This window comes from Kitasatospora sp. NPDC114501 (genome assembly GCF_055633695.1).
Genome location: NZ_JBVKDS010000001.1, coordinates 464,048 through 487,077, shown reverse-complemented (window position 1 = coordinate 487,077; position 23,030 = coordinate 464,048). Strand labels below are relative to the sequence as shown.

General features: G+C 73.0%; 21 protein-coding genes and 1 pseudogene. 10 read left to right on the top strand and 12 right to left on the bottom strand.

Features of this window, described 5'->3' with window-relative positions:
- Nucleotides 1–4: 4 nt before the first annotated feature.
- Both ACZ7RU_RS02315 and ACZ7RU_RS02310 read right to left on the bottom strand, forming a co-directional pair.
- Complete coding sequence (locus ACZ7RU_RS02315) at nt 5–1,294, bottom strand: hypothetical protein (RefSeq protein WP_470339074.1); 1,290 nt, start codon at nt 1,292–1,294, stop codon at nt 5–7.
- 145 nt (nt 1,295–1,439) lie between these two features.
- The gene (locus ACZ7RU_RS02310; protein WP_387748720.1) at nt 1,440–2,801 is read right to left on the bottom strand and encodes a glutamine synthetase family protein; all 1,362 of its coding nucleotides are present in this window, start codon (nt 2,799–2,801) and stop codon (nt 1,440–1,442) included.
- Nucleotides 2,802–3,012: 211 nt separating this feature from the next.
- Between ACZ7RU_RS02310 and ACZ7RU_RS02305 the strand changes: the two genes are divergently transcribed.
- Nucleotides 3,013–4,767 (top strand): NAD+ synthase, encoded by a 1,755-nt coding sequence (locus tag ACZ7RU_RS02305; protein ID WP_470339073.1) that lies wholly within the window; start codon nt 3,013–3,015, stop codon nt 4,765–4,767.
- A gap of 27 nt (nt 4,768–4,794) precedes the next feature.
- On the opposite strand, the gene ACZ7RU_RS02300 is transcribed toward ACZ7RU_RS02305, so the two are convergent.
- From ACZ7RU_RS02300 to ACZ7RU_RS02290, 3 genes are all read right to left on the bottom strand, one after another.
- A complete protein-coding gene (locus ACZ7RU_RS02300) occupies nt 4,795–5,856 on the bottom strand; it encodes an endonuclease/exonuclease/phosphatase family protein (protein WP_470339072.1) in 1,062 nt (353 codons plus the stop codon).
- A 232-nt stretch (nt 5,857–6,088) separates the two neighbouring features.
- Nucleotides 6,089–6,718, bottom strand: coding sequence for a TetR/AcrR family transcriptional regulator (locus ACZ7RU_RS02295; protein ID WP_470339071.1), 630 nt, complete (start codon nt 6,716–6,718; stop codon nt 6,089–6,091).
- A gap of 164 nt (nt 6,719–6,882) precedes the next feature.
- Nucleotides 6,883–8,490, bottom strand: a complete 1,608-nt coding sequence (locus tag ACZ7RU_RS02290; RefSeq protein ID WP_470339070.1) for an MFS transporter — start codon at nt 8,488–8,490, stop codon at nt 6,883–6,885.
- Nucleotides 8,491–8,790: 300 nt separating this feature from the next.
- Here ACZ7RU_RS02290 and panB point away from each other — a divergent pair, with 300 nt between their 5' ends.
- From panB to ACZ7RU_RS02275, 3 genes are all read left to right on the top strand, one after another.
- A complete protein-coding gene (gene panB / locus ACZ7RU_RS02285; protein ID WP_470339069.1) occupies nt 8,791–9,660 on the top strand; it encodes a 3-methyl-2-oxobutanoate hydroxymethyltransferase in 870 nt (289 codons plus the stop codon).
- A gap of 205 nt (nt 9,661–9,865) precedes the next feature.
- Nucleotides 9,866–10,888, top strand: coding sequence for an ATP-binding cassette domain-containing protein (locus tag ACZ7RU_RS02280; RefSeq protein WP_470339068.1), 1,023 nt, complete (start codon nt 9,866–9,868; stop codon nt 10,886–10,888).
- Nucleotides 10,885–11,718 carry an ABC transporter permease gene (locus ACZ7RU_RS02275; protein WP_387748706.1) on the top strand — a complete coding sequence of 278 codons (834 nt, stop codon included), beginning with the start codon at nt 10,885–10,887 and terminating at the stop codon, nt 11,716–11,718. The genes ACZ7RU_RS02280 and ACZ7RU_RS02275 overlap by 4 nt, the downstream gene beginning before the upstream one ends.
- A 181-nt stretch (nt 11,719–11,899) precedes the next feature.
- Here ACZ7RU_RS02275 and ACZ7RU_RS02270 read toward each other — a convergent pair whose 3' ends face one another.
- Nucleotides 11,900–15,295: an AfsR/SARP family transcriptional regulator gene (locus ACZ7RU_RS02270; RefSeq protein ID WP_470339067.1), complete on the bottom strand. Its 3,396-nt coding sequence runs from the start codon at nt 15,293–15,295 to the stop codon at nt 11,900–11,902.
- 196 nt (nt 15,296–15,491) lie between these two features.
- Between ACZ7RU_RS02270 and ACZ7RU_RS02265 the strand changes: the two genes are divergently transcribed.
- The gene (locus tag ACZ7RU_RS02265; RefSeq protein WP_470339066.1) at nt 15,492–16,307 is read left to right on the top strand and encodes a site-2 protease family protein; all 816 of its coding nucleotides are present in this window, start codon (nt 15,492–15,494) and stop codon (nt 16,305–16,307) included.
- Nucleotides 16,308–16,343: 36 nt separating this feature from the next.
- Here ACZ7RU_RS02265 and ACZ7RU_RS02260 read toward each other — a convergent pair whose 3' ends face one another.
- Nucleotides 16,344–16,529 (bottom strand): hypothetical protein, encoded by a 186-nt coding sequence (locus ACZ7RU_RS02260; RefSeq protein WP_470339065.1) that lies wholly within the window; start codon nt 16,527–16,529, stop codon nt 16,344–16,346.
- A 109-nt stretch (nt 16,530–16,638) separates the two neighbouring features.
- On the bottom strand, nt 16,639–17,331 hold the full coding sequence (gene npdG, locus ACZ7RU_RS02255; protein WP_470339064.1) for an NADPH-dependent F420 reductase: 693 nt from the start codon (nt 17,329–17,331) through the stop codon (nt 16,639–16,641).
- Between the two features lie 47 nt (nt 17,332–17,378).
- Between npdG and ACZ7RU_RS02250 the strand changes: the two genes are divergently transcribed.
- Both ACZ7RU_RS02250 and ACZ7RU_RS02245 read left to right on the top strand, forming a co-directional pair.
- Nucleotides 17,379–18,047: a hypothetical protein gene (locus ACZ7RU_RS02250; RefSeq protein WP_470339063.1), complete on the top strand. Its 669-nt coding sequence runs from the start codon at nt 17,379–17,381 to the stop codon at nt 18,045–18,047.
- 78 nt (nt 18,048–18,125) lie between these two features.
- A complete protein-coding gene (locus ACZ7RU_RS02245; RefSeq protein WP_470339062.1) occupies nt 18,126–19,463 on the top strand; it encodes an MFS transporter in 1,338 nt (445 codons plus the stop codon).
- Between the two features lie 26 nt (nt 19,464–19,489).
- On the opposite strand, the gene ACZ7RU_RS02240 is transcribed toward ACZ7RU_RS02245, so the two are convergent.
- The 3 genes and pseudogenes from ACZ7RU_RS02240 to ACZ7RU_RS02230 form a co-directional block, all read right to left on the bottom strand.
- Nucleotides 19,490–19,753 (bottom strand): type II toxin-antitoxin system RelE family toxin, encoded by a 264-nt coding sequence (locus tag ACZ7RU_RS02240; RefSeq protein ID WP_470339061.1) that lies wholly within the window; start codon nt 19,751–19,753, stop codon nt 19,490–19,492.
- A gap of 8 nt (nt 19,754–19,761) precedes the next feature.
- A pseudogene (locus ACZ7RU_RS02235) lies at nt 19,762–20,016 on the bottom strand (type II toxin-antitoxin system Phd/YefM family antitoxin); the annotation flags it as partial.
- A gap of 90 nt (nt 20,017–20,106) precedes the next feature.
- Nucleotides 20,107–20,334 (bottom strand): hypothetical protein, encoded by a 228-nt coding sequence (locus ACZ7RU_RS02230; protein ID WP_470339060.1) that lies wholly within the window; start codon nt 20,332–20,334, stop codon nt 20,107–20,109.
- Nucleotides 20,335–20,446: 112 nt separating this feature from the next.
- Between ACZ7RU_RS02230 and map the strand changes: the two genes are divergently transcribed.
- Nucleotides 20,447–21,292 carry a type I methionyl aminopeptidase gene (map, locus tag ACZ7RU_RS02225; RefSeq protein WP_470339059.1) on the top strand — a complete coding sequence of 282 codons (846 nt, stop codon included), beginning with the start codon at nt 20,447–20,449 and terminating at the stop codon, nt 21,290–21,292.
- A 63-nt stretch (nt 21,293–21,355) separates the two neighbouring features.
- Here the strand turns inward: map and ACZ7RU_RS02220 are convergent, their stop codons facing one another.
- The gene (locus ACZ7RU_RS02220) at nt 21,356–22,051 is read right to left on the bottom strand and encodes a bifunctional DNA primase/polymerase (RefSeq protein WP_470339058.1); all 696 of its coding nucleotides are present in this window, start codon (nt 22,049–22,051) and stop codon (nt 21,356–21,358) included.
- A gap of 497 nt (nt 22,052–22,548) precedes the next feature.
- Here ACZ7RU_RS02220 and ACZ7RU_RS02215 point away from each other — a divergent pair, with 497 nt between their 5' ends.
- Together ACZ7RU_RS02215 and ACZ7RU_RS02210 are read left to right on the top strand one after the other, a co-directional pair.
- Nucleotides 22,549–22,767, top strand: a complete 219-nt coding sequence (locus ACZ7RU_RS02215) for a hypothetical protein (protein ID WP_387748684.1) — start codon at nt 22,549–22,551, stop codon at nt 22,765–22,767.
- 41 nt (nt 22,768–22,808) lie between these two features.
- On the top strand, nt 22,809–23,006 hold the full coding sequence (locus ACZ7RU_RS02210) for a hypothetical protein (RefSeq protein ID WP_470339057.1): 198 nt from the start codon (nt 22,809–22,811) through the stop codon (nt 23,004–23,006).
- The last annotated feature ends 24 nt before the right edge of the window (nt 23,007–23,030 follow it).

Genomic DNA, 23,030 nt, shown 5'->3' with positions numbered 1-23,030 from the left:
CCGGTCAGGAGGAACGACGGCGGCGACCGATCCGCATGGCCGCCGCGCCCGCCACGATGAACGCCGCCGAGAGGCCGAGCAGGGCCGGCGAGGTCTCGCTCCCCGTCTCGGCCAGCTCCCCGTGGTGCCCGCCGTTCTGCTCCGCGTGGCTGCCCTGGTGACCCTCGTGGCCCTCGTGGCCCTGGTTGCCGTGGTTGCCGTGGTGACCCTGGTTGCCCTGGTTGCCCTGGTTGCCCTCGTGGCTTCCGTGGCCCTGGTGGGTCGGCCTGTGCACCGTCCCCGCGCCGTACTTGGCGTTGTTCACGTTGGAGTTGTTGTTGGAGTTGTTGCTGGACTGCGAGGCCGACTGGCTGTTGTTCGCCGTGTTCTGCGCGGAGTTGCTCGCGGTGTTACTCGCGGAGTTGGCCGCGGAGTTGTTGGCGTTGCTGCTGGCGGTGTTGTTCGCGCTGTTGTCGAGGCTGTTGTTGATGGTGTTCTGCACGACGACCGTCACGTTGACGTTCTGGTCCTGGGCCTGCTGACCGTTCTGCGACTGGGACTGGTTCTGGGCCTCGGACTGGCTCTGAGTCTGGGACTGGCTCTGCGGGGCGCCGCCCCCACCGTTCCCGCCGTTGCCGCCGTTGCCCCCGTTCCCGCCGTTCCCCCCATTGCCGCCGTTGCCCCCGTTCCCGCCGTTGCCCCCGTTCCCGCCGTTCCCGCCGTTCCCGCCATGGTCACCGTGACCGCCATGGTCACCGTGGTCTCCGTGACCGCCGTGGTCGCCAGGGGGGCAGGGGCAGGCGTGGTGGTGCTGGTGGTGGTGGCAGTGCTTGGCGGTGAGGCCCGACAGTTCGTTCAGCTCGCTCAGTTCGTCGAGGAACCCGAGCGTCGGCGACTGGCCGCCGCCCCGGCCGCGCTCGGCGTCGTCCTCGCCCGGCTGGCCCTCCTCGTCCTGCTCGGTTCCTTCCTCGGCCTGCCCGGTTCCTTCGTCGGCCGGCCGAACCGCCTCGGCGGCGGCCGGCGCCTGAGCGCCGGCCGCCGGGGCGGTGTCGCCGTCCGTCCGGTTGGGCTGACGGGCCGCCAGCTTGGCCGGGACGGCGTCGCGGCTGCCGAAGGTCCAGGCCTGGGTGGTGCTGCCGCTGCCCTCCGCGGCCTGACGGAGGAGCCCGTCGACCCACTCACCCTGGGCCGCCGCCGATGCGGCGCCCTCGCGGTGGTCGACGGAGGACGAGGCGAAGGCCGCGGAGCCGGCACCCCACACAAGGGCGGCCGAGGTCAGTCCGGACAGGGCCAGGGTGGTGATTCGAGTACGCATGACACTCCAGGATGATCCGCAAAACGGATCTTCTGAATACGCCTCTCCCTCACCCCTCCACGGCTCGCACCGCTGCAGAGTAACCCCGTTGGCCCAACGGATTAACGTGCGTGGACGCACACCACCCGCACCGATTGACAGATGATCAGAGAACCTGAAGGTTCTTCCGCAGCTCGAACGGCGTGACCTCGGAGCGGTACTCCTCCCACTCGTGCTTCTTGTTGCGCAGGAAGAAGTCGAAGACGTGCTCGCCGAGGGTCTCGGCGACGAGTTCGCTGCGCTGCATCAGGTCGATGGCCTCGCCGAGGTTCTGCGGCATCGGCTGGATGCCGAGGGCGCGGCGCTCGGAGTCGGACAGCGCCCACACGTCGTCGTCGGCGCCGGGCGGGAGCTCGTAGCCCTCCTCGATGCCCTTGAGGCCGGCCGCGAGGGTGACGGCGTAGGCGAGGTACGGGTTGCAGCCGGTGTCCAGGGAGCGGACCTCGATGCGGGTGGAGCCCTGCTTGCCCGGCTTGTACATCGGCACCCGGATCAGCGCCGAGCGGTTGTTGTGGCCCCAGCAGATGTAGGACGGTGCCTCGCCGCCGGCCCCGGCGGTGCGCTGGGAGCCGCCCCAGATCCTCTTGTACGAGTTCACCCACTGGTTGGTGACGGCGGCGGTCTCGGCGGCGTGCCGCAGCAGGCCGGCGATGAAGGAGCGGCCGACCTTGGACAGCTGGTACTCGGCGCCGGACTCGTGGAAGGCGTTGCGGTCGCCCTCGAAGAGGGAGACGTGGGTGTGCATGCCGCTGCCGGGGTGTTCGGAGAACGGCTTGGGCATGAAGCTCGCGTGCACGCCCTGCTCCAGCGCGACCTCCTTCATGACCAGCCGGAAGGTCATGATGTTGTCGGCGGTGGAGAGCGCGTCGGCGTAGCGCAGGTCGATCTCCTGCTGGCCGGGGGCGCCCTCGTGGTGCGAGAACTCGACCGAGATGCCCATCGACTCCAGCATGGTGATCGCCTGGCGGCGGAAGTCGTGGCCCACCCCGCGCGGGGTGTGGTCGAAGTAGCCGGACTGGTCGGCGGGGATCGGCGGGGTGCCGTCGCCGGGCAGGTTCTTCAGCAGGAAGAACTCGATCTCCGGGTGGGTGTAGAAGGTGAAGCCCAGATCGGAGGCCTTCTCCAGGGTGCGCTTGAGCACGAACCTGGGGTCGGCGAAGGACGGCGAGCCGTCCGGCATCAGGATGTCGCAGAACATCCGGGCGGTGCCCGGGGTCTCCGAGCGCCACGGCAGGATCTGGAAGGTGGTCGGGTCCGGCTTGGCGATCATGTCGGACTCGTACACCCGGGCGAATCCCTCGATCGCCGAACCGTCGAAGCCGATGCCCTCCTCGAAGGCCTGCTCCAGTTCGGCTGGCGCCACCGCGACCGACTTGAGGAACCCGAGCACGTCGGTGAACCACAGCCGGACGAACCTGATGTCACGCTCTTCGAGCGTCCGAAGCACGAACTGCTGCTGCTTGCCCATGGGGACAGTCTCACCTCTGCTCTTTACGCTCGTGTTACGCCCCCGGCGGCCCCCGGAAAGACCTCGTGAAGCGGTTGCCCCCATCATGGCCGATCCCCGCCCGACCCGGCAGCGCCGACCCCCGTCACCATCCCCGCCGTGGGCCCCGCGGTGGGCCCTCCGTCGACCCCGCCCAGGACATTGCGTCAGTTAGACGATTAGACTCGGAGACATGCCCAATCTCCGTCTCGCCCTGAGCCAGATCGACCCCTGGGTCGGTGACCTCGCCCGCAACAGCGATGAGGTGGTGCGCTGGACCAAGCAGGCCGTGGAGGCCGGCGCGCAGCTGGTCGCCTTCCCCGAGATGGCCCTCACCGGGTACCCGGTGGAGGACCTCGCCCTGCGCCGCTCCTTCGTCGAGGCCTCCCGCGGCGCGCTGGTCGAGCTGGCCGGCCGGCTGGCGGCCGACGGGCTGGGCGAGGTCCCGGTGGTGGTCGGCTACCTGGGGCGCTCCGAGCACCCCTCGCCGCGCTTCAACCGCCCGGCCGGCTCCCCGCAGAACTGCGCGGCCGTGCTGCACCGGGGCCAGGTGGTGACCCGCTTCGCCAAGCACCACCTGCCCAACTACGGCGTGTTCGACGAGTTCCGCTGGTTCGTCCCGGGCGACCAGCTGCCGGTGCTGCGGGTGCACGGGGTGGACGTCGCGCTGGCCATCTGCGAGGACATCTGGCAGGACGGCGGCCGGGTCACCGCCGCCCGCGAGGCCGGCGCCGGGCTGCTGCTGGTGGTCAACGGCTCCCCGTACGAGCGGAACAAGGACGACCAGCGGCTGGAGCTGGTGCGGCGCCGGGCGGCCGAGGCGGGCTGCACCCTGGCGTACGTCAACATGGTCGGCGGCCAGGACGAGCTGGTCTTCGACGGCGACTCGATCGTGGTCGGCGCGGACGGCGAAGTCCTCGCCCGCTCACCGCAGTTCGAGGAGCACCTGCTGGTACTGGACCTCGACCTGCCGGCCGCCGCGGGCGACGACACCGACGGCCTGCTGCTGACCGACGGGCTGCACCTGGTCCGCACCGAGCTGGGCGGCGAACCGCAGGCCGCGCCCGCCGCCAGGCTCACCGCCGAGGTGGCGCCGCGGCTCTCGGACGAGGCCGAGATCTGGGCCGCGCTGGTCGCCGGCACCCGGGCGTACGTGACCAAGAACGGCTTCCGGTCCGTGCTGATCGGCCTGTCCGGCGGCATCGACTCCGCGCTGGTGGCCGCGATCGCGGTGGACGCGGTCGGCCCGGAGAACGTGCACTGCGTCTCGATGCCCAGCCGCTACTCCTCCCAGCACTCCCGGGACGACGCGGCCGAACTGGCCCGCCGCACCGGGGTGAACTTCCGGACCGTCTCCATCGCCCCGATGTTCGACGCCTACCTGGACGCCACCGAACTCACCGGCCTGGCCGAGGAGAACCTCCAGTCCCGGCTGCGCGGCACCCTGCTGATGGCGATCTCCAACCAGGAGGGGCACATCGTGCTCGCGCCCGGCAACAAGAGCGAGCTGGCGGTCGGCTACTCGACCCTGTACGGCGACTCGGTGGGCGCCTATGGGCCCATCAAGGACGTCTACAAGTCGCTGGTCTTCCGGCTGGCCCGCTGGCGCAACGAGGAGGCCGGGCGGCGCGGCGAGGTGCCGCCGATCCCGGAGAACACCATCACCAAGCCGCCGTCCGCCGAACTGCGGCCGGACCAGGTGGACACCGACTCGCTGCCCGACTACGACCTGCTGGACACCGTGCTGTCCCGCTACATCGAGGACGACGAGGGGCGGGACGCGATCGTGGCGGCCGGCTTCGACCCGGCCGTGGTGGACCGGGTGGTCCGGCTGGTCGACACCGCCGAGTACAAGCGGCGCCAGTACCCGCCGGGCCCGAAGGTCTCGGCGAAGAACTTCGGCCGGGACCGCCGCCTGCCGATCACCAACCGCTGGCGGCGCGGCTGAGGCGTGCCCGGCGCGGACGAGGCGCGGCTAGCGGACCGGCTGGTACCGGTAGGTGGCGGCCACCGGGAGGTGGTCGCTGCCGTCCCGGGGCAGGGTGCGGGAGTCGACCGGGTCCAGCCCGCCCTTGCTCATGATCTGGTCGATCCGGGCCGTCGGGAAGGCGGCCGGCCAGCTGAAGCCGAAGCCGTCCCCGGCGGCGCCCTGTGCCGAGCGCATCTGCGAGGTGACCGGCGCCAGACTGCGGTCGTTCATGGTGCCGTTGAGGTCGCCGAGCAGCAGGACCTTCTTCAGCGGCTCGGCCTGGATCGCGTCGCCGAGCGCCTGCGCGCTGAGGTCGCGCTGGTTGACGGTGAAGCCGCCCTCCGCCTTCAGCCGCACCGAGGGCAGGTGCGCCACGTACACCGCGACCGGCCCCTGCGGGGTGGTGACCTCGGCCCGGAACGCCCTGGTCCAGCCCATCTTCAGGTTCACCGGGGTGATGTCGTCGATCGGGTACTTCGACCAGAGCCCGACCGTGCCCTGCACGGTGTGGTGCGGGTAGGCGTCCGCGAGCCCGGTCTCGTACGCGCGCAGCTGCCGGCCGGCCAGCTCCTGCAGGGCGACGATCTGGGCGCCGGAGTCCACCAGGGTGCGGATGGTGCCCGGCGCGTCGGTGTTGGCCGCGGCGACGTTGTGGCTGACCACCGTCCAGTCGCCCTTGCCGCCGCTCTTGTCGGACAGCAGGCCGCCGAACAGGTTGAACCAGAGCACGACGGGCAGCAGCAGGGCGATCAGCGCGGTGGCGGAGCGGCGCAGCAGCGCGGGCACCAGCAGCACCGGGACGGCCAGGCCCAGCCAGGGCAGGAAGGTCTCCAGCAGGCTGCCGAGGTTGCCGACGCTGTTGGGCACCTCGGCGTGGAAGGCCAGCAGCGCGGCGGTGAGCACGGCCAGCACGGCGGTCACCAGACCGCGCCGCCAGGTGTTGCCGCCGCGGGCGTCCCGGCCCCAGTGGCGCAGGCCGAGGAAGTCGCCGCGACGCGCCGCGGGGGCCGGGCCGTCGGCGCCGCCCCCGGGGGCCGCGATCCGCTCGGTCCTGTCCGCCTGCGCCATGAAGTGGCTCCCGTCGCTCGTGCCGTCGCCGCTCCGGGTGCCGTCCCGTCGAAGGAGCGGGTACCCACCGGACCGGTGCCGGTGTGGTCGGATCCCGGCTCAGCCTATGCCGGGACAGACGTCGGTCCTGGCTGAGCGGGTTCCGGCGCGGCCCGGTTTGGTGAGCGAGGCCACGTCCGGCGTCGCGGACGGGCCGGCGTACGGGGAAGCGGTCGCGGTCGGGCGGGCGGTATCAGCGGGGTCCGAGGCCTTCGAGCATCGAGTCGACCAGCTTGCGGGCCAGGTCCGGGTCCTCCAGGTCGGAGTCGTCCCACAGGATGCTGCGGTAGAGGATCGGCCCCATCAGCAGGTCGTTGAGCAGCTCCAGGTCGAGGTCGTCGCGGATCACGCCCTCGGCGACGGCCCGGCGGATCAGCTGGAGCCCGACCTCCCGGCGGGGCTTGATCACCCGGTCCCGGTAGGCGGAGTACAGCTCGGGCAGGGTCTGCATCTGGCCGAGGGCGGCCTTGAGCACCCAGCGGGTGCGCTTGGCCAGGCCGCGCCGGCGGATGTGGTCCACCAGGGCGATCAGGTCGGCCCGGGCGCCGGCGCCGGTGGGCTCCGGCAGCGGCTCCTCCAGCCGGCTGACCACGTCGACCAGCAGGGCCTCCTTGTTGGACCAGCGCCGGTAGATGGTGGCCTTGCCGACCCCGCCGGCCGCGGCGATGCCCTCGATGGTGAGCTCGGACAGTGCGGTGCCGCCGGCCATCAGGTCCTCGACGGCCCTGAAGATGGCCTGTTCGGCGGCCTCGCTGCGGGGCCGGCCACGGCGCACCTCCGCGCAGGACTGCCCGGTGTCGGCGGTCGGCGTGTCCGTCTTCATCCCCGCTGTCTCTCCCTCGCTGTCCCCCGGTCGCGCTGGCGCCGTGGTGTGTCCCTCGGTGGGTCCGCGGCAGGGGCGCTGCCCTGGACCGGGGCCCTGCCACCCGGGGCGTACCCGGGTGACAGGGCCATTGTCACTCAGTCGCGGAGCGGGCCGGCCGCTGGTCAGGCGTCCGCGGCCGCGGCCTCCCGCTCCCGGCCGGCCGGCTCGGGGACCGGACCGGCCGGGCCCCCGGGGGCGGCCGCCCGGCGCGGCAGCAGCAGCCAGGCGACGACGGCGCCGATCACCGAGACGCCCGCCGAGAGCGAGGCCACCACGTGCATGGCGTGGATGAAGGAGTCGTTCGCCGGGGTGATCAGCGCCTGGCCGCCGGGGATCCGGTCGGCGATGGCCAGGGTCGCCTCCAGCGACTCGCCGGCCTTGTCGCGCAGCCCCTCGGGCAGGTGGGTCAGGGTGTCGGCCATCCCGTCGCGGTAGACGGTGGACAGCACCGCGCCGAGCACGGCGACCCCGAGCGAGCCGCCGACCTGGCGGAAGGTGTTGTTGACGGCCGAGCCGGCGCCGGCCTTCTCCCGGGGCAGCGAGGCCATGATCGCGACGGTGACCGGCGGCATGACGTGCGCCATGCCGGCGCCCATCACCAGGCCGAGCAGGACCAGCACCCAGATCGGGGTGGTGGCGGTCAGCACGACGTAGCCGACGAAGCCGACCGCGACCAGCAGCATGCCGCCGGTGGCGGTGGCGGCGACGCCGAGCCGGTCGACCACCAGCCGGGCCCGCGGGGCGAACACCAGCTGGGCGGCGGCGAGCGGCAGCATCAGCACACCGGCCTGGAGGGCGCTGTAGCCGCGCACGCTCTGGATGTAAAAGACGCCGAAGAACGAGACGCCCATCAGTGCGAAGAAGACCACGCCGACGACCACCACGGAGGCGCTGAACACCTTGTTGCGGAACCAGGTGACGTCCAGCGCGGGGAACGCGGTGCGGCGCTCGAACCAGACGAAGGCGACCAGCGCGACCACGCCGACCAGGGTCGGTGCCCAGGCCTCGACGGCGGTGAAGTCGGCCAGCTCGCCGCCCTTGATGATGCCGTAGATCAGCGCGACCAGGCCGATGATCGACAGCAGCACGCCGACCGGGTCCATCCGGCCCGGGTTCGGGTCCTTGGACTCGGGGACCAGGATCACCATCGCGATCACCGCGACGACCACGATCGGGACGTTGACCAGGAAGACCGAGCCCCACCAGAAGTGCTCGATCAGCAGGCCGCCGGTGATCGGGCCGATGGCGATGGCCAGGCCGACCGCGCCGGCCCATATCCCGATCGCCTTGGGCTGCTCGGAGCGCTCGAAGACGTTCATGATGATCGCCAGCGTGGCGGGCATCGCGAGCGCGCCGCCGACGCCCATCAGGGCGCGGTAGCCGATGAGTTCACCGGGCGAGGCGGCCAGCGCGGACAGCAGCGAGGCGATGCCGAAGACCACCATGCCGGCCAGCAGCGCGCGCTTGCGGCCGAACCGGTCGCCGAGCAGGCCGGAGGTGAACAGCAGCCCGGCGAAGACCAGGGTGTAGGAGTTGATCGACCATTCCAGGTCGCTCTGGGTGGCCCCGAGCCCGACCGGCGCGGGGGTCGCGATGGTCTTCATCGCGACGTTGAGAATCGAGTTGTCGAGCACGACGACGAGCAGGGCGAGCACCAGGGTGCCGAGGATCGCCCAGCGCCGACGGTGGATGGCTTCCGGCACCCGAGGCGGCGCGGCTGCGGTGGTCATTGGTCTTCCCGTCCGTGTTGGTGTGGCACTGGCGGGCTATTCCGAGCCGCATACGTCTCGTAACCCCCCGCACCAGAGTAGCGGGAAATTCGATACGAGACGAACCCGTTTCGCAAAGAGCAGGCAAATTCGAGGCCACCCGCGCACTCCGGCGCCACCGGCCCGCACATCCGGTGTGGCGTGGATCCCATCGGGACGAACGCACCCCTCTTTGCGCGGGCGCCGGGGCGTGCAAGCATGGAGGAGATCCGGGGACGCCGTACGGCGCCACGAGACGACAACCCTTCAGGAGTCCGTTCGATGAACGCTTCTACGCCTTCGCCTGCCCAGAACCAGGCGTCGACCGCCACCCTCTACGGCGGGGTCACCAACCGCCGTGTCACCGTCCGAGACCTCGCCGCAGCCAAGCAGCGCGGCGAGAAGTGGTCGATGCTCACCGCCTACGACGCCCTCACCGCGGGTGTGTTCGACGAGGCCGGCATCCCGGTGCTGCTGGTCGGCGACTCGGCGGGCAACTGCCACCTCGGCTACGAGACCACCGTCCCGGTGACCATGGATCAGATGGTGATGCTCTCCGCCGCCGTCGTCCGCGGCACCAAGCGGGCCATGATCGTCGCCGACCTGCCGTTCGGGTCGTACCAGGAGTCCCCCGCCCAGGCCATGCACAACGCGGCCCGGCTGATGAAGGAGGCCGGGGTCGGCGCGGTCAAGCTGGAGGGCGGGGAGCGCAGCGCCCGCTCGATCGAGCTGCTGGTCGAGGCCGGTGTCCCGGTGATGGCCCACATCGGCCTCACCCCGCAGTCCGTGCACGCCCTCGGCGGCTACCCGGTCCAGGGCCGCGGCGACGAGGCGGCGCACCAGCTGCTGCGCGACGCCAAGGCCGTCCAGCAGTCGGGCGCCTTCTCGGTGGTGCTGGAGGCCGTCCCGGCCGAGCTGGCCGCCCAGGTCACCGAGCAGCTGGCGATCCCGACCGTCGGCATCGGCGGCGGGCCGGACACCGACGCCCAGGTCCTGGTCTGGACCGACATGGCCGGCATGACCGCCGGCCGGGTTCCCAAGTTCGTCAAGCAGTACGCCGACCTGCGGACCGTCCTCGGCGACGCCGCCCGCGCCTTCGCGCAGGACGTCCGCGGCGGCGCCTTCCCCGCCGCGGAGCACAGCTTCCACTGACGCTCCCCCGCACGGCCCCGTTCCGATCCGGAGCGGGGCCGTCGGCATGCCCGGGGCCGTCGGCATGCCCGGGGCCGTCGGCATGCCCGGGCCCTCGGTACGCCGGGCCCGTCCGGGCGGCCGGTGACAGCGGCCTGACAGCGGGCTGGCAGCGCACCCGGACGGCCGACAGGGGGGTGACAGCCGGGGTGGACAGTCTGGGGGCATGACACGAATCGAGACAGCCCCGAACGACCGGGGAACCACCTCCGGGAACGCCGTGGAGGTGCACGGCATCGTCAAGCACTACGGGACCACCAAGGCCCTCGACGGGGTCGACCTGACCGTCAGGGAGGGCACCGTCCTCGGTGTGCTCGGCCCCAACGGCGCGGGCAAGACCACCCTGGTGCGCATCCTCTCCACGCTGATCAAGCCGGACGCCGGCACCGCGTACGTCGGCGGCTACGACGTGCTGCGCCAGCCCAAGCAGCTGCGCCGCACGATCGGCCTGACCGGCCAGTACGCCTCGGTGGACGAGCTGCTCTCCGGGTACGAGAACCTCTACCTCATCGGCCGGCTGCTCGACCTCCCCCGCCGGGAGGCCAAGGCCCGGGCCGCCGAGCTGCTGGAGCGCTTCTCGCTCACGGAGGCCGCCAAGCGGCCCGCCAAGACCTACTCCGGCGGCATGCGCCGCCGCCTCGACCTGGCCGCCAGCATGATCGGCCGTCCCCGGGTGCTCTACCTGGACGAGCCCACCACCGGTCTGGACCCGCGCACCCGCAACGAGGTCTGGGACGAGGTGCAGCGGATGGTCTCCGAGGGCAGCACCGTGCTGCTGACCACCCAGTACATGGAGGAGGCGGAGCAGCTCGCGAACGAGCTGACCGTCATCGACCGCGGCAAGGTGATCGCCAACGGCCTGGTGTCCGAGCTCAAGGCCAAGGTCGGCGGCCAGACCCTCCAGGTCCGCCCGACCCACCCGGCCGAGCTGCCCGAGATGGCCCGCTGCCTGCGCGACAGCGGCATCACCAGCGCCACCGTCTCCACCGACACCGGCCTGCTCGCGGTGCCGATCACCGGCGAGGAGCAGCTGACCGCGGTGATCGGGGTGCTCGGCACCCGCGGCTTCGCGATCGCCGGCATCGACACCAAGGTGCCCAGCCTGGACGAGGTCTTCCTCGCCATCACCGGCAAGCCCGCGGCCGCCGCGGCGCCCGCCCCCAGCCTCGCCAAGGAGCCCGTCGCATGACCACCGCCACGCTCGCCCCCTCCCGCGGCCGGGACACCCGGCCGCCGGCGGAGGACTCCCGGATCGGCCTGGCCGGCACCCTGCGCCACGTCGGCGCGCTGACCCGGCGCAACCTGATGCGGATCAAGGCCGACCCGGAGTCGATGTTCGACGCCGTGCTGATGCCGATCATCTTCACCGTGCTGTTCGTCTACGTCTTCGGCGGCGCGATGGCCGGCGACCAGGACACCTACAAGCAGTACCTGATCCCCGGTCTGCTCGGGCAGACCGGCCTCACCCTCGCGATGGCCGTCGGCACCGGCCTCAACAGCGACTTCCAGACCGGCGTGATGGACCGCTTCCGCACCCTGCCGATCGGCCGGGCCTCGGTACTGCTGTCCAAGATCGTCGCCGAGACGCTCCGCGGGCTGCTCTCCTTCGCGATCCTGATCGGCTTCGCGATGTGCATCGGCTTCGAGGTGAAGACCGGTCCGCTGGAGGTGCTGGCCACGATCGGCCTGGGCCTGGTGTTCGGCATGTCGATCGTCTGGATCTCGATGCTGCTGGGCATGGCCCTGCGCAGCGCCCAGGCCGTCCAGGGCGTGGCCATGCTGGTCCTGATGCCGATGCAGTTCGGCAGCTCGATCTTCGCCCGGACCGACACCATGCCGGGCTGGTTGCAGTCCTTCACCAAGGTCAACCCGCTCTCGGCGCTGGCCGACGCCTCCCGCGCCCTGCTCAACGGCCAGGGCCCGGTGGCCCACCCGGTGATGATCGTGCTGATCTGGTCGGCCGCCGTCACCGCGGTCTTCGCCCCGCTGGCGGTCGCCCGCTTCCGCAAGCGGACCTGATCCGCGCGACCACCGTCGGCCCCGGTCGGGGGAAGGGTCGGCGGACGGGACGGCCGGCGCCCGGGACAGGCGCCGGCCGCCGTACGGGCCCGTGCGGCCGGTGACCAGGGGACGGGCGCCGGCCGTACGGGCCTTCCGGCGTACGGGCCTTGCGGGCGTACGGCGCCGGGGCGTACGGGCCTCAGCCGATCAGCTGCTCCAGCAGCGCGTGGGTCTGCTCCTGGGTCATCCCGACCCCGCCGGCCTGGGCCTCCTCGAACCCGGCGTCGCCCATCAGCCGGCGCAGGACGGCCTCCACGCGCTCGCGTTCGACCCGCTCCAGGTAGCCGCCCTTGGGGCCGTTCAGCCCGCCGTGCGCGCCGGTCAGCACGGCCGCCGCCCGGGCCCGCTCCAAGTCCCCGTCGCGCTCGGCGAAGGCGCACAGCACCGCCGTCACCGCGGGCACCACCATGACCGTCATGTGCTCGGCGAAGCCGCTCGCGGCCGCCATCGCCCGCAGCTGCCGCCGCCCCTCGCGCAGCATCTCGAACCCCGTGTCCGGGTCGCCGGCCTTGCCGGTGATCCAGCCCCGGGCGCTCAGCAGCAGCCCGGAGACCAGGCTTGGCGCGAAGCCGCCCACCCGGACCAGGTCCAGCGCGTCCAGCTCGGCCAGCGCCCGGTCGTACTCACCGCGCTGGGAGTGGATGCCGCTGAGCGTCAGGTGGCCGAACATCAGCGCCCCGGTGGTGGACTGGTTGACCCCCGGGCTCTCGATGGTGGCCAGCGCCTGCCGGATCAGCCGCTCGCCGCCGTCCATGTCCTGCTCCAGCAGGGCGGTGCCCAGGTGCACCCGCAGCATCGGCACCTCCTGCGGCGCCCCCAGCTCCTCGGCCAGCTCGATCGCCCGCCGGTACGCGTCCACGGCGGCCGCGGACTCGCCCCGGTTGGACAGCGACTCGCCGTGCGCGGCCAGCGCCTGGGAGATCCCCCAGAGGTCGCCGGCCTGCTGGTACAGCTCCAGCGAGCGCGCGCCGTCCCGGATGCTCTGCTCGGTGCCGCTCGGCCAGTCGTTCATCATCCTGGCCCGGACCTGCAGGATGAACGCCAGGTCGCTCAGCTCGCCGTACTGCTCGCAGCCGCGCACGGCGTCGTCCAGCAGGTCCTTCATCATCTCCAGGCGGCCGGCCAGGAAGGCCCCGAACACCCGCATCAGCGCGGGGAAGCGGTAGGCCTGCGGCAGGTCCGGGGTGTAGACGTCCAGCATCCGCTGGGCGACGGCGACCGCCTCCGGGTCGGCGAGGACGTCCAGGTTGCCCTCGAACAGCCCGATCAGCCGGTACATCGCGAGCAGCCGGCGGGCCTCCTCCACCACCTCCGCAGGCAGCGGAAGCTCGTACGAGAGCACACCGCGCTCCAGCGGCACCGGCGGCGGGGCGTCCGGCCCAAACGGGTCCGGGCCGAGCGCGATGACCGCGTTGTACCAGGTACGCGCCTCCATGCTGTAGCCGCGCAAAGACCAGTACCAGCTCATGCCGAGGGCGATGAGTAGCGCCTGCTCCTCGTCCCGCAGGTCGATCGCCCGGCGCAGCGCCGTCCGGATGTTGTCCTGCTCGCGCTCCAGCACGGCCAGCCAGTGCAGTTGCCGGGGGCCGTGGATCTGCCCGTCGGCGACGGTGAGCATGGTGCGGAAGTGCGCCACGTGGCGGGCCTCGGTGGCGGCGCGCTCGGCGGCCGACTCGGCGAGGCGCTCGGTCGCGTACTCGTGGATGGTCTCCAGCATCCGGTAGCGCGGCAGGCTGGCCCCGTCCAGGTCGGCCACCAGCAGGGACTTGTCGACCAACGACAGCAGCAGGTCGGCGACCTCCCCGGAGGGCACCTCGACGCCGTCGGCGCAGACCGCCTCGGCGTCCTCCAGCTGCCAGCCGCCCGCGAACACCGAGAGCCGGCGCAGCACCGCCCGCTCCCGCTTGCCCAACAGGTCCCAGCTCCAGTCGACCACCGCGCGCAGGGTCTGCTGGCGCGGCAGCAGGGTGCGGCTGCCCGCGGTGAGCAGCGCGAACCGGCCGTCCAGCCGGTCGGCTATCTGGCGCGCGGTCATCACCCGCAGCCGGGCGGCGGCCAGTTCGATGGCCAGCGGCAGCCCGTCCAGCCGGCGGCAGATCTCGGCGCAGGCCTCCGGGTCGCTCCTCGGGTCGAAGCCGGGACGGGCGGCGGCCGCGCGCTCGGTGAACAGCCGCAGCGCGACCGGGTCGGGCAGCGGCTCGACCGGCAGCACCGTCTCGCCGGGCACGCCGAGCGGCTCGCGGCTGGTGGCGAGCACGGTCAGCCCGGGGCACTCGGCGAGCAGGACGTCGGCGAGGTCGGCGGCGGCCTGGATCAGGTGCTCGCAGTTGTCCAGGACGAGCAGCATCCGGCGGTGGCCGCAGTGTTCGACCAGCCGGCGCACCGGGTCCTCGGCCCGCTTCTCGATCACCTCGGCGACCATGCTGGTGCTGTGCAGCACGATCTCGCGCAGGCCGAGCGCCGAGACCACGGCGGCGGGCACCGCGTCGGGGCTCTCCAGCGGGGCGAGTTCGGCCACCCAGACGCCGTCCGGCCAGGCCCCGGCGGCCAGTTCGGCGCGGCCGGCCTCGGTCGAGAGGCTGGTCTTGCCGGAGCCGCCGGGGCCGGTCAGGGTCACCAGCCGACGGTCCGTCAGCATGCCGCGCAGCGTGGCGAGATCGTCCTCGCGGCCGACGAAGCTGGTCAGCCGGCCGCGCAGGTTGCCGACGGAGCGCGGGAGTTGGGGCGCGGGAGCGGGGGCCGGGGCGGGGGCCGGGACAGGGGCCGGGGCGGGCGCCGGGGTGGCGGCGGGGGCCCGCACAGGCTCCGGCGCCTCCCGGACGGTGGGGGCGAGCAACTCGGCGTACAGGGCCCGGAGTCCGCGGCCGGGGTCGACCCCGAGCTCCTCGGCCAGCGCGCGCCTGGTCCGCTCGTAGTGGCGCAGCGCCTCGGCCGTCCGCCCGCCCTCGTGCAGCGCCCGGATCATCAGCAGCTGCAACGGCTCGTCCAGCGGCTGCCGTTCGCACAGCTCGGCCAGCTCGGCGACCAGCTCCGCGGCCCGGCCGAGGCCGAGGTCGGCGGTGATCCGGTGACGGCGGGCCTCCTCGCGCTGGGCCTCCAGCCGGACGGCCGGACCGGTGCGGTCCGGCAGGTCGGCCAGCGCGGGGCCGCGCCACAGCGCCAGGGCGGCCCGCAGCCGCTCGGCGGCGAGCGCGTCGTCCCCGGCGTCCAGGGCGCGGCGGCCCTCGCCGGTCAGCCGCTGGAAGTCCGCGAGGTCGGTGGCCGGGCCGGTCAGCCAGTACCCGGCCGGGCCGGAGCCGACCTCGTCCCGGCCGATGGTGCGGCGCAGCCGGCCGACCAGGGTCTGGAGCGCGGCGGAGGAGTCCTGCGGTGGATCGGCCTCCCACACCTCGTCCACCAGCAGGTCGGCCGGAACCGGCCGGCCCTGCCGCAGGGCCAGGGCCGCGAGCAGGGCCCGCAGCCGGGCGCCGCCGATCGGTACCGGGGTGCCGTCGTCGTGGTGGGCCGTCGTCGTCCCGAGAATGCCGTAGTACACCGGACCATTCTGGTCGATCCGCGCGGCCGGGGCCGCACAATTGTGCTGGGGCCTGTCCTGCCGGGCACGTAGGGTGGAACGCCACCGCGCGCCCGGACGTTCACCCGGAACGGCTTGTCCGGTCACCGGCCCGCCCGGCATGATCGACCCCGGCCGGCATCCGCCCCACTTCCCCTGCCCACGGAGCACCCACACCATGACCTTCGCCGCCACGCCGCGCTCCCGCAGCGAGGACCGCCGGATCAGCCCGGTGTTCTGGGTGCTCCTCGCCGTCCTCGGCACCTCCGGCTGGGCGGTGTACCAGGGCTACGGCAACGCCTCGTTCGGCGTGTTCCTGTTCGTGGTCGCGGGCTGGATGGTCTCGCTCTGCCTGCACGAGTACGCCCACGCGCGCACCGCGCTGCACGGCGGCGACATCACCGTCGGCGCCAAGGGCTACCTCACGCTCAACCCGCTGAAGTACACCAACGTGCTGCTCAGCTTCGTGCTGCCGATCGTCTTCGTGATCCTCGGCGGCATCGGCCTGCCCGGCGGCTCGGTCTGGATCGAGCGGCACCGGATCCAGGGCCGGCTCAAGCACAGCCTGATCTCGGCGGCCGGCCCGCTGGTCAACCTGCTCTTCGCGGCGGTGCTGCTGGTCCCCATCGGCGCGGGCTGGCTGGACGACCCGACCGTGCACGCGTACTGGAACGGCTACGAGCTGATCATCTCGCCGTTCTCCGGCGCGCTGGGCTTCCTCGGCTTCCTCCAGCTGAGCGCGGCGGTGCTGAACCTGCTGCCGGTGCCCGGGCTGGACGGCTACGGGATCGTCGAGCCCTGGCTGTCGTACAAGACCCGGCGCGCGGTCGAGCCGTTCGCGCCGTACGGGATGCTCGCGGTGTTCGCGCTGCTGTGGCAGCCGCAGGTGAACGACTTCTTCTTCGGCATCGTCCACGGCCTGATGAACCTGTTCGGCGCGGACCAGGACTACGCGACGCTCGGCCGGTACCTGTTCAGCTTCTGGAAGAACTGACCGCCGGTCCGGAGGATCCAGCCGCCGGCCGGGGCGTCAGCCCTGTTCGGCGGCCGCCGCGGCGATCCTGGCCCGGCGGCGGTCCATCCACAGCACGTTGCTGGCCACGCCGGCCAGCGGCAGCCAGATCAGCCCCACCCAGAATCCCTGGACCAGCGAGACCACGAGGGCCACGAGCGCGAGGACGACGGCGGCCAGGGCGAAGAGGGACGTGCGAGGCATGGCGGGAGGCTCCTAGACGGGTGCGGGCGGCCGGGTCACGGCCGCCACCCATTGTCGCCGACCTCACCTCCGGAACCCTTCCAGGGGTGAGGTCGACACGGGCTCCTGCTCAGACGTCGGTGATCCGCAGGCCCGCATGGGCCTTGTAGCGGCGGTTGACCGAGATCAGGTTGGCGACCAGCGCCTCCACCTGGTGGGCGTTGCGCAGCCGGCCCGCGTAGACGCCGCGCATCCCGGGGATGCGGGCGGCCAGACCGCGGACGACGTCGGTGGCCTCCCGGTCGTCGCCGAGCACCATGACGTCGGTGTCGACGGTCTCCACCGACTCGTCCTGGAGCAGCACCGCCGAGAGGTGGTGGAACGCGGCGGTGACCCGGGAGTCCGGCAGCAGCGCGGCGGCCTGCTGGGCGGCGCTGCCCTCCTCCGGCTTCAGCGCGTACGCGCCCTGCTTGTCGAAGCCCAGCGGGTTGACGCAGTCGACGACGATCTTGCCCGCGAGCTCCTCGCGCAGCGCCGTCAGGGTGGCGGCGTGGCCGTCCCACGGGACCGCGATGATCACCACGTCGCTCTCCCGGGCGACGGTGGCGTTGTCGGCGCCGCGCACGCCGTGGCCCAGCTCGGCCGCCGAGGCCCCGGCCCGGGCGGCGTCGCGGGAGCCGATGATCACCTGCTGGCCGGCCTTGGCCAGCCGCAGGGCCAGGCCCCGCCCCTGGTCGCCGGTGCCGCCGAGGACACCGACCACCAGCTGCGAGACGTCCGGCACCTCGTGGGCCGGGTTCGTCACTGAATCGAGGGAAGTCATGGGCCGATCCTGCCAAATCCCCGGCCCGGCGGGACATCCTGGCCCGCATGGACGCGGTGAGAGTTTCGGCACTCCGGGAACGGCTGACGGGAACGGGCTGGCTGGAGGCGGTCGGCGGCTTCGCCGGGGCGCTGCGCCGCTCGGTGGAACGGCGCGGGGCGAGCGGGCTGCTGCTGGTCGGCACCGAGGCGTACGAGCCCTGGCACCTGGCCGCCCACCTGGACGACGAGGCCGTCTGGTCGGACGTCCCCCGGCTGGCACCGACCCTGCTGCGGCACCGACCGCCGGCCGACGCCCCCGCCCACCTGACGCACGACCTGCGGCGGCTGACCGAGGCGGGGCGCGGCGCCACCGTGCTGGTGGTGGTCCCGGACGCGGTCGGCGCCCCGCTGCTGGAGCGGGTGCACGACGCCCGGCGGCACGGGGCGACGGTGCTGGCGCTGGACGGGGGTGCCCCGGCCGGGGGCGGCGGGATCGGTGGTCCCGACGGACTCGGCAGGCTCGGGGGCTCCGGCGACGCCGGCGGCCTGGGCGAGCTCCGCGAGCTCGCCCACGAGCGGCTGACCGTCGGCACCGCCGCCGAGCAGCCCTTCGACCTCGCCCAGCACCTGGTCAGCCTCGCCGCCGGGCAGCGGGCCGGCCGCCGCTCCGTCCGGGACCGGCTCGCCGCGCTCGCCGGGCGGCTGAGCTCGACGCCCGCGATCAGCCGCTGGTAGCCGGGCGCCGGCCCCGACCCACCGGGCGGTCGAAAACCCTTTGCGGGAGGGGTGACCCCCGTCCGAGGATGACGGTTCGTGAACGTCGACGAACCCCCGCATACCCCCGTGCCCGGGCGCGCCCGGCAGCTGCTGCGCTCACTGACGCCCGACCTGTCCCCCTGGCGTGCCTCGCGCGACTTCCGCTACCTGTGGACCTCCGGCTGCGTCACCAGCTTCGGCAGCTTCCTGACCCTCGTCGCCGTGCCGATGCAGATCAAGGAACTCACCGACTCCTCCCTCGCGGTGGGCCTGATCGGCGCCGTCGAACTCGTCCCGCTGATCGTCTTCGGCCTCTGGGGCGGCGCTCTCGCCGACGCCATGGACCGCCGGAAACTGGTGCTGCGCGCCGAGGCCGCGCTCGGCCTGCTGGCCGGGCTGCTGCTGCTCAACGCCCTGCTGCCGCACCCGCTGCTCTGGCCGATCTACCTGGTCGCCGCGCTGGTCGCGGCCGCCGACGGCCTCCAGCGCCCGGCACTGGACTCGCTCACCCCGCGGATCGTCCCGCACCAGCACCTGACCGCCGCGTTCGCCCTCAAGTCGCTGTACCACAACGCCGCTTCGGTGGCCGGTCCGGCGCTGGCCGGCGTCGTGGTGGCCTTCGCCGGGGTGCAGACCGCGTACGCGCTGGACATCCTCAGCTTCGCGCTCTCGCTGCTGCTGCTCGTCCGGATCAAGGCGGTGCCGCCGCCCACCGGCGCCGAACGGCCGTCCGTGCGGGCGGTGCTCACCGGCGTCCGCTACGCGTGGAGCCGCAAGGACCTGCTCGGCACCTACGCGATCGACACCTGCGCCATGCTGTTCGCCTACCCGGTGGCCGTCTTCCCCTTCCTGGCCTCGGAGTTGGGCGCGGACTGGGCACTCGGCCCGATGTACGCGGCCTCCGCCCTCGGCGCCCTACTGGTCGGCGCGACCAGCGGCTGGACCTCCCGCGTGCACCGGCACGGACGGCTGCTGGTCGCCGCCGCCGTCGGCTGGGGCGGGGCGATGGCGCTCGCCGGGTTGTCCGGACACATCGGGCTGGTACTGCTCGGCCTGGCGCTGGCCGGCGGCGCCGACGAGATCAGCGGGCTCGCCCGCTCGACGATGTGGAACCAGTCCATCCCGGACGAGGTGCGCGGCCGGATGGCCGGCGTCGAACTGCTCAGCTACTCCGTCGGCCCGCAGCTCGGCCAGGTCCGGGCCGGCACCATGGCCGGACTGGTCGGCGTGCGCGCCGCCGTCTGGACCGGCGGCCTCGCCTGCGTGGTCGCCGTGCTCGCGGTCGCCGCCACCCTCCCGAAGCTGCTCGCCTACGACGACCGCACCGACCCCCACGCCGCCGCCGTCCGCGCCGAGCACGAACGCGCCGCCCGGGAGGCCGCCCCGGCCACCTGACCGGCCCGGGCAGCCCCGGCGTTCCGTCAGGTGCCGTGGACCGTGGAGCGGTGGCCGGGGTGGACGACCCGCACCACCGACTGCCCGTTGTCGACCGTGTGGACGATGCGGTGGCCACCCGCCCGCAGCCGCCGACGCTCGGGCTGCGACACGAGTGCGGTGGTGTCGCAGCCGAACGGATCGCGCTCCAGCTCGGTCAGCTTGGCCAGGATGCGAAGTGCCATGCCACGGGGGATCTTCCGGAGTTCGGCCTGGGCCTCCGGCCGGAAGACGGTGCGGTACTCACCCACTGCGGGCCGAGGGTCTCCCTCATGACGTCCTCGATCGGCACGCCCGGTGCGGAGTTGGCCATCCGCTCGTCGATGATCCGGTTGATCTCGCGCTCTTCCCACGCCTGGTACTTCCGCAGGACGTCGATCGACACGACGACGGCGACCTCCTTGCCGCGGCGCGTGATCACGGTGGGCACGTCGTCCCTGTCCGCCCGCTCGACGACCTCGGCCAGGTGTGCACGGACATCGCGGATCGACTCTACGGGGAGCGGCTGCGTCATGAGCCCAAGCGGACCTGATGCACCAGGTGTACACATGGGCTCAGCCCGGGTCGGCTCGGCGCCGGGCCGACCGGGCGGGGCCGGCCGCGACTACTCGGTCCCGTCCTTGGGCCGGTCGCTCCAGCGCGGGTCGTTCTGCCACTCGCGGTTGCGTTCGTCCGCGATCCGCAGGGCCTGGCCGGCCTCCGCGGGGGTGGCGTACGGGCCCAGGCGGTCCTTCGCCGGGCACTCCGGGCCCTCCTCGACCGTGTCGTGCTTGATGCAGTAGAACCACTCGCCGGGTTTGCCGGTCGGCTTGCGGTTGAATCCGAGGGGCATCGCGCTCTCCCGTTCAGAAGGCCAGAAGGATGGGTCGGTACCGATCATTCCCCGCCGGGAGCGGGGTCGCACACCTCCCGGGGCCGGTCCGGCCCGCGACTAGACTCGCCGCATGGCTCTCGTACCCGGCATCCAGTCCCCCACCCGCAAGGTCCCGGCGCACATCGCGCGCCCCGAGTACGTCGGCAAGCCCGCGCCGACGCCGTACACCGGGCCCGAGGTGCAGACCGCCGAGACGATCGAGAAGATGCGGATCGCGGGCGGGATCGCTGCCCGGGCGATGGAGGAGGCGGCCAAGCTGATCGCCCCCGGGGTCACCACCGACGCGCTGGACGCCGTCGCCCACACCTACATGTGCGACCACGGCGCCTACCCGTCCGACCTCGGCTACCGGGGCTTCCCCAAGTCCGTCTGCACCTCGATCAACGAGGTGATCTGCCACGGCATCCCGGACTCGACCGTGCTCCAGGACGGCGACATCGTCAACATCGACGCCACCGCGTACATCCACGGGGTGCACGGCGACCTCAACGCCACCTACCTGGTCGGCGACGTGGACGAGGAGTCCCGGCTGCTGGTCGAGCGCACCCGGGAATCCCTCGACCGGGCGATCAAGGCGGTCAAGCCGGGGCGCCGGATCAACGTCATCGGGCGGGTCATCGAGTCCTACGCCAAGCGCTTCGGCTACGGCGTGGTGCGGGACTTCACCGGACACGGCATCAACACGTCGTTCCACTCCGGCCTGATCATCCCGCACTACGACAGCGACCGGGCCACCGAGGTGATCAAGCCGGGCATGACCTTCACCATCGAGCCGATGCTGACCCTGGGCACCTACGACTACGAGATCTGGGCGGACGGCTGGACGGTCGTCACCAAGGACCGCAAGCGCACCGCCCAGTTCGAGCACACCCTGGTGGTCACGGCGGACGGCGCGGAGATCCTCACCCTGCCGTAGGCCCGCAACGCCCCGACGCCACGACGCGCAGCGCCGTGAACCCGCGACGCCGAGGTGGGCGCCCTAGCCGATCAGCCACTGCTCCTCGGCGACGGCGCCCACCTCGGTGCAGGCGTCGGTGAGCACGTCCAGGACGCGCAGCGGGTCCGGCAGCGGCTGCTCGGGCCCGCGCAGCCACCGCACCCGGGAGCCGTCCGGCAGCGCGGCCGGCGGCAGCAGGGTGTAGGAGCCGCGGCAGTGCCACCGCAGGCCGGGGTGCTCGGACATGGTGTCCGGGGTGGAGTCGAGCGCGCTCGGCCACCACTCGTCCTCGTCCTGCGGGGTGCCGCGGGTGGCGGTGAAGAAGAGGTAGCGGTCCTCGCCGACGGCGGCGACCGGGCCCTCGACGCCCGCCGCGGTCAGCCGCTCCAGCGCCAGCCGTCCGGCCTCCGCCGGGACGTCCAGCACGTCGTGGACCCGGCCGGTGGCGGTGATGAAGTTGGCCTGCGGGTCCCGGGCGAGCCAGCGGGACAGCTGCTCGGTGTCGGTGGTGGCCTGGGTCTGCCAGGCGAAGGAGACCGGGTGCTGGGCCGGGGCCGGACAGGCCACCCGGTCACAGGAACACCGGTAGCCGGCCGGGTGGGCGGCGGGTGCGAGCGGGAATCCGGCGCGCACCGCGCCGAGCAGCTGATCGAGTCCGGCGGCCGGGCCGTCCGAGCCCCCCGCTCGCTGACGATCACGCTTCTGCCACCAGGTCGTCCACCTGCTGCCGGCTTCCATCGGGCCCCTTCCGCGCAACTGCCGTGCCTGGTGCGACACAGCGTTCGACGTACCACTCCGACGCAACGCACGGCGCCCCCGGCTGCTTCCCGGAGTGCTCGGCCCTGTCGTCCGCGCCCCGCCGGCCGTGGCCCGGGGTCACCGGACGGCCGACGCCCGGGTCACGGTACGCAGTCGCGGCAGCACGCTGTCCGCGCCAAATCGGCCGGAGGGCGCGCGGATTCGCGCCTCGCCCGGCCCGTACGGGCCCGCTGACCCGGGTGGACCCCGAGGGCGTAACAGGAAGGATAAGGGTGCGGAGGGCCTCCGGATGACCGGGGGCGGTGCCTCTCCGGTCACACTCGCGGTGACGTCCGGGGCGCACCCCGGACGCGCTCCCGGCACGCCGCCCTCACGCGACCCGCCGCCCTCCCCCCGCTCCGGGAGCCCCCGGCCGCCCCGCCGCGCCCCCTACCGGGCCGGTCCCGGGCCGTCCGCGGAGGTGAGACCCTGGGGGGATGAAGAGCGCGGACACCGCATTCGTCGGCGGCCCCCTGGACGGAACGATCCTCCCGATCCCCCTGGGACCGCTGCTCGGCGTGCCCAAGAAGTACAAGGTCCCCGTCCCCGCGCACGGCGAGGCCCCCGCGCGCACACTGGTGTACGTCCGGAGCAAGCAGGTTCGGGGCCTGAGCTGGTTCTGGCGCTACGAGTACGACGAGGCGGCCTCGGGCTGACGGCCGCCTCCTCCCTCCGCAGTCTCCCCCGGGAGGTCGGCATGGCGAGGACGGTACGGCACCCGAGGAGCCGCCCCCGCGCGGTGGCGCACCACAACCGGCAGGTGGCCGGCGCCACCGGGGTGCTGCTCCTGGCGGTGTGCCTCTACAGCGTGGTCATCGAGCCCAACGCCTGGCTCTGGTTCGGCTGGACGGTGCTGCTGCTGGTGTGCGTGGCGCTGTTCGCCGTCCGGCCGTGAGGCCGTGAGGCCGCCCGGGCAGCA

What these genes read in the sequence shown, in the direction of transcription:
- ACZ7RU_RS02295 (WP_470339071.1), bottom strand. Translation starts at nt 6,718, where the DNA reads ATGAAGACGGACACGCCGACCGCCGACACCGGGCAGTCCTGCGCGGAG.
- ACZ7RU_RS02300 (WP_470339072.1), bottom strand. Translation starts at nt 5,856, where the DNA reads ATGGCGCAGGCGGACAGGACCGAGCGGATCGCGGCCCCCGGGGGCGGC.
- panB (WP_470339069.1), top strand. Translation starts at nt 8,791, where the DNA reads ATGAACGCTTCTACGCCTTCGCCTGCCCAGAACCAGGCGTCGACCGCC.
- ACZ7RU_RS02290 (WP_470339070.1), bottom strand. Translation starts at nt 8,490, where the DNA reads ATGACCACCGCAGCCGCGCCGCCTCGGGTGCCGGAAGCCATCCACCGT.
- ACZ7RU_RS02280 (WP_470339068.1), top strand. Translation starts at nt 9,866, where the DNA reads ATGACACGAATCGAGACAGCCCCGAACGACCGGGGAACCACCTCCGGG.
- ACZ7RU_RS02210 (WP_470339057.1), top strand. Translation starts at nt 22,809, where the DNA reads ATGGCGAGGACGGTACGGCACCCGAGGAGCCGCCCCCGCGCGGTGGCG.
- ACZ7RU_RS02230 (WP_470339060.1), bottom strand. Translation starts at nt 20,334, where the DNA reads ATGCCCCTCGGATTCAACCGCAAGCCGACCGGCAAACCCGGCGAGTGG.
- ACZ7RU_RS02220 (WP_470339058.1), bottom strand. Translation starts at nt 22,051, where the DNA reads ATGGAAGCCGGCAGCAGGTGGACGACCTGGTGGCAGAAGCGTGATCGT.
- ACZ7RU_RS02315 (WP_470339074.1), bottom strand. Translation starts at nt 1,294, where the DNA reads ATGCGTACTCGAATCACCACCCTGGCCCTGTCCGGACTGACCTCGGCC.
- ACZ7RU_RS02305 (WP_470339073.1), top strand. Translation starts at nt 3,013, where the DNA reads ATGCCCAATCTCCGTCTCGCCCTGAGCCAGATCGACCCCTGGGTCGGT.
- ACZ7RU_RS02275 (WP_387748706.1), top strand. Translation starts at nt 10,885, where the DNA reads ATGACCACCGCCACGCTCGCCCCCTCCCGCGGCCGGGACACCCGGCCG.
- ACZ7RU_RS02250 (WP_470339063.1), top strand. Translation starts at nt 17,379, where the DNA reads ATGGACGCGGTGAGAGTTTCGGCACTCCGGGAACGGCTGACGGGAACG.
- map (WP_470339059.1), top strand. Translation starts at nt 20,447, where the DNA reads ATGGCTCTCGTACCCGGCATCCAGTCCCCCACCCGCAAGGTCCCGGCG.
- ACZ7RU_RS02215 (WP_387748684.1), top strand. Translation starts at nt 22,549, where the DNA reads ATGAAGAGCGCGGACACCGCATTCGTCGGCGGCCCCCTGGACGGAACG.
- ACZ7RU_RS02310 (WP_387748720.1), bottom strand. Translation starts at nt 2,801, where the DNA reads ATGGGCAAGCAGCAGCAGTTCGTGCTTCGGACGCTCGAAGAGCGTGAC.
- npdG (WP_470339064.1), bottom strand. Translation starts at nt 17,331, where the DNA reads ATGACTTCCCTCGATTCAGTGACGAACCCGGCCCACGAGGTGCCGGAC.
- ACZ7RU_RS02260 (WP_470339065.1), bottom strand. Translation starts at nt 16,529, where the DNA reads ATGCCTCGCACGTCCCTCTTCGCCCTGGCCGCCGTCGTCCTCGCGCTC.
- ACZ7RU_RS02265 (WP_470339066.1), top strand. Translation starts at nt 15,492, where the DNA reads ATGACCTTCGCCGCCACGCCGCGCTCCCGCAGCGAGGACCGCCGGATC.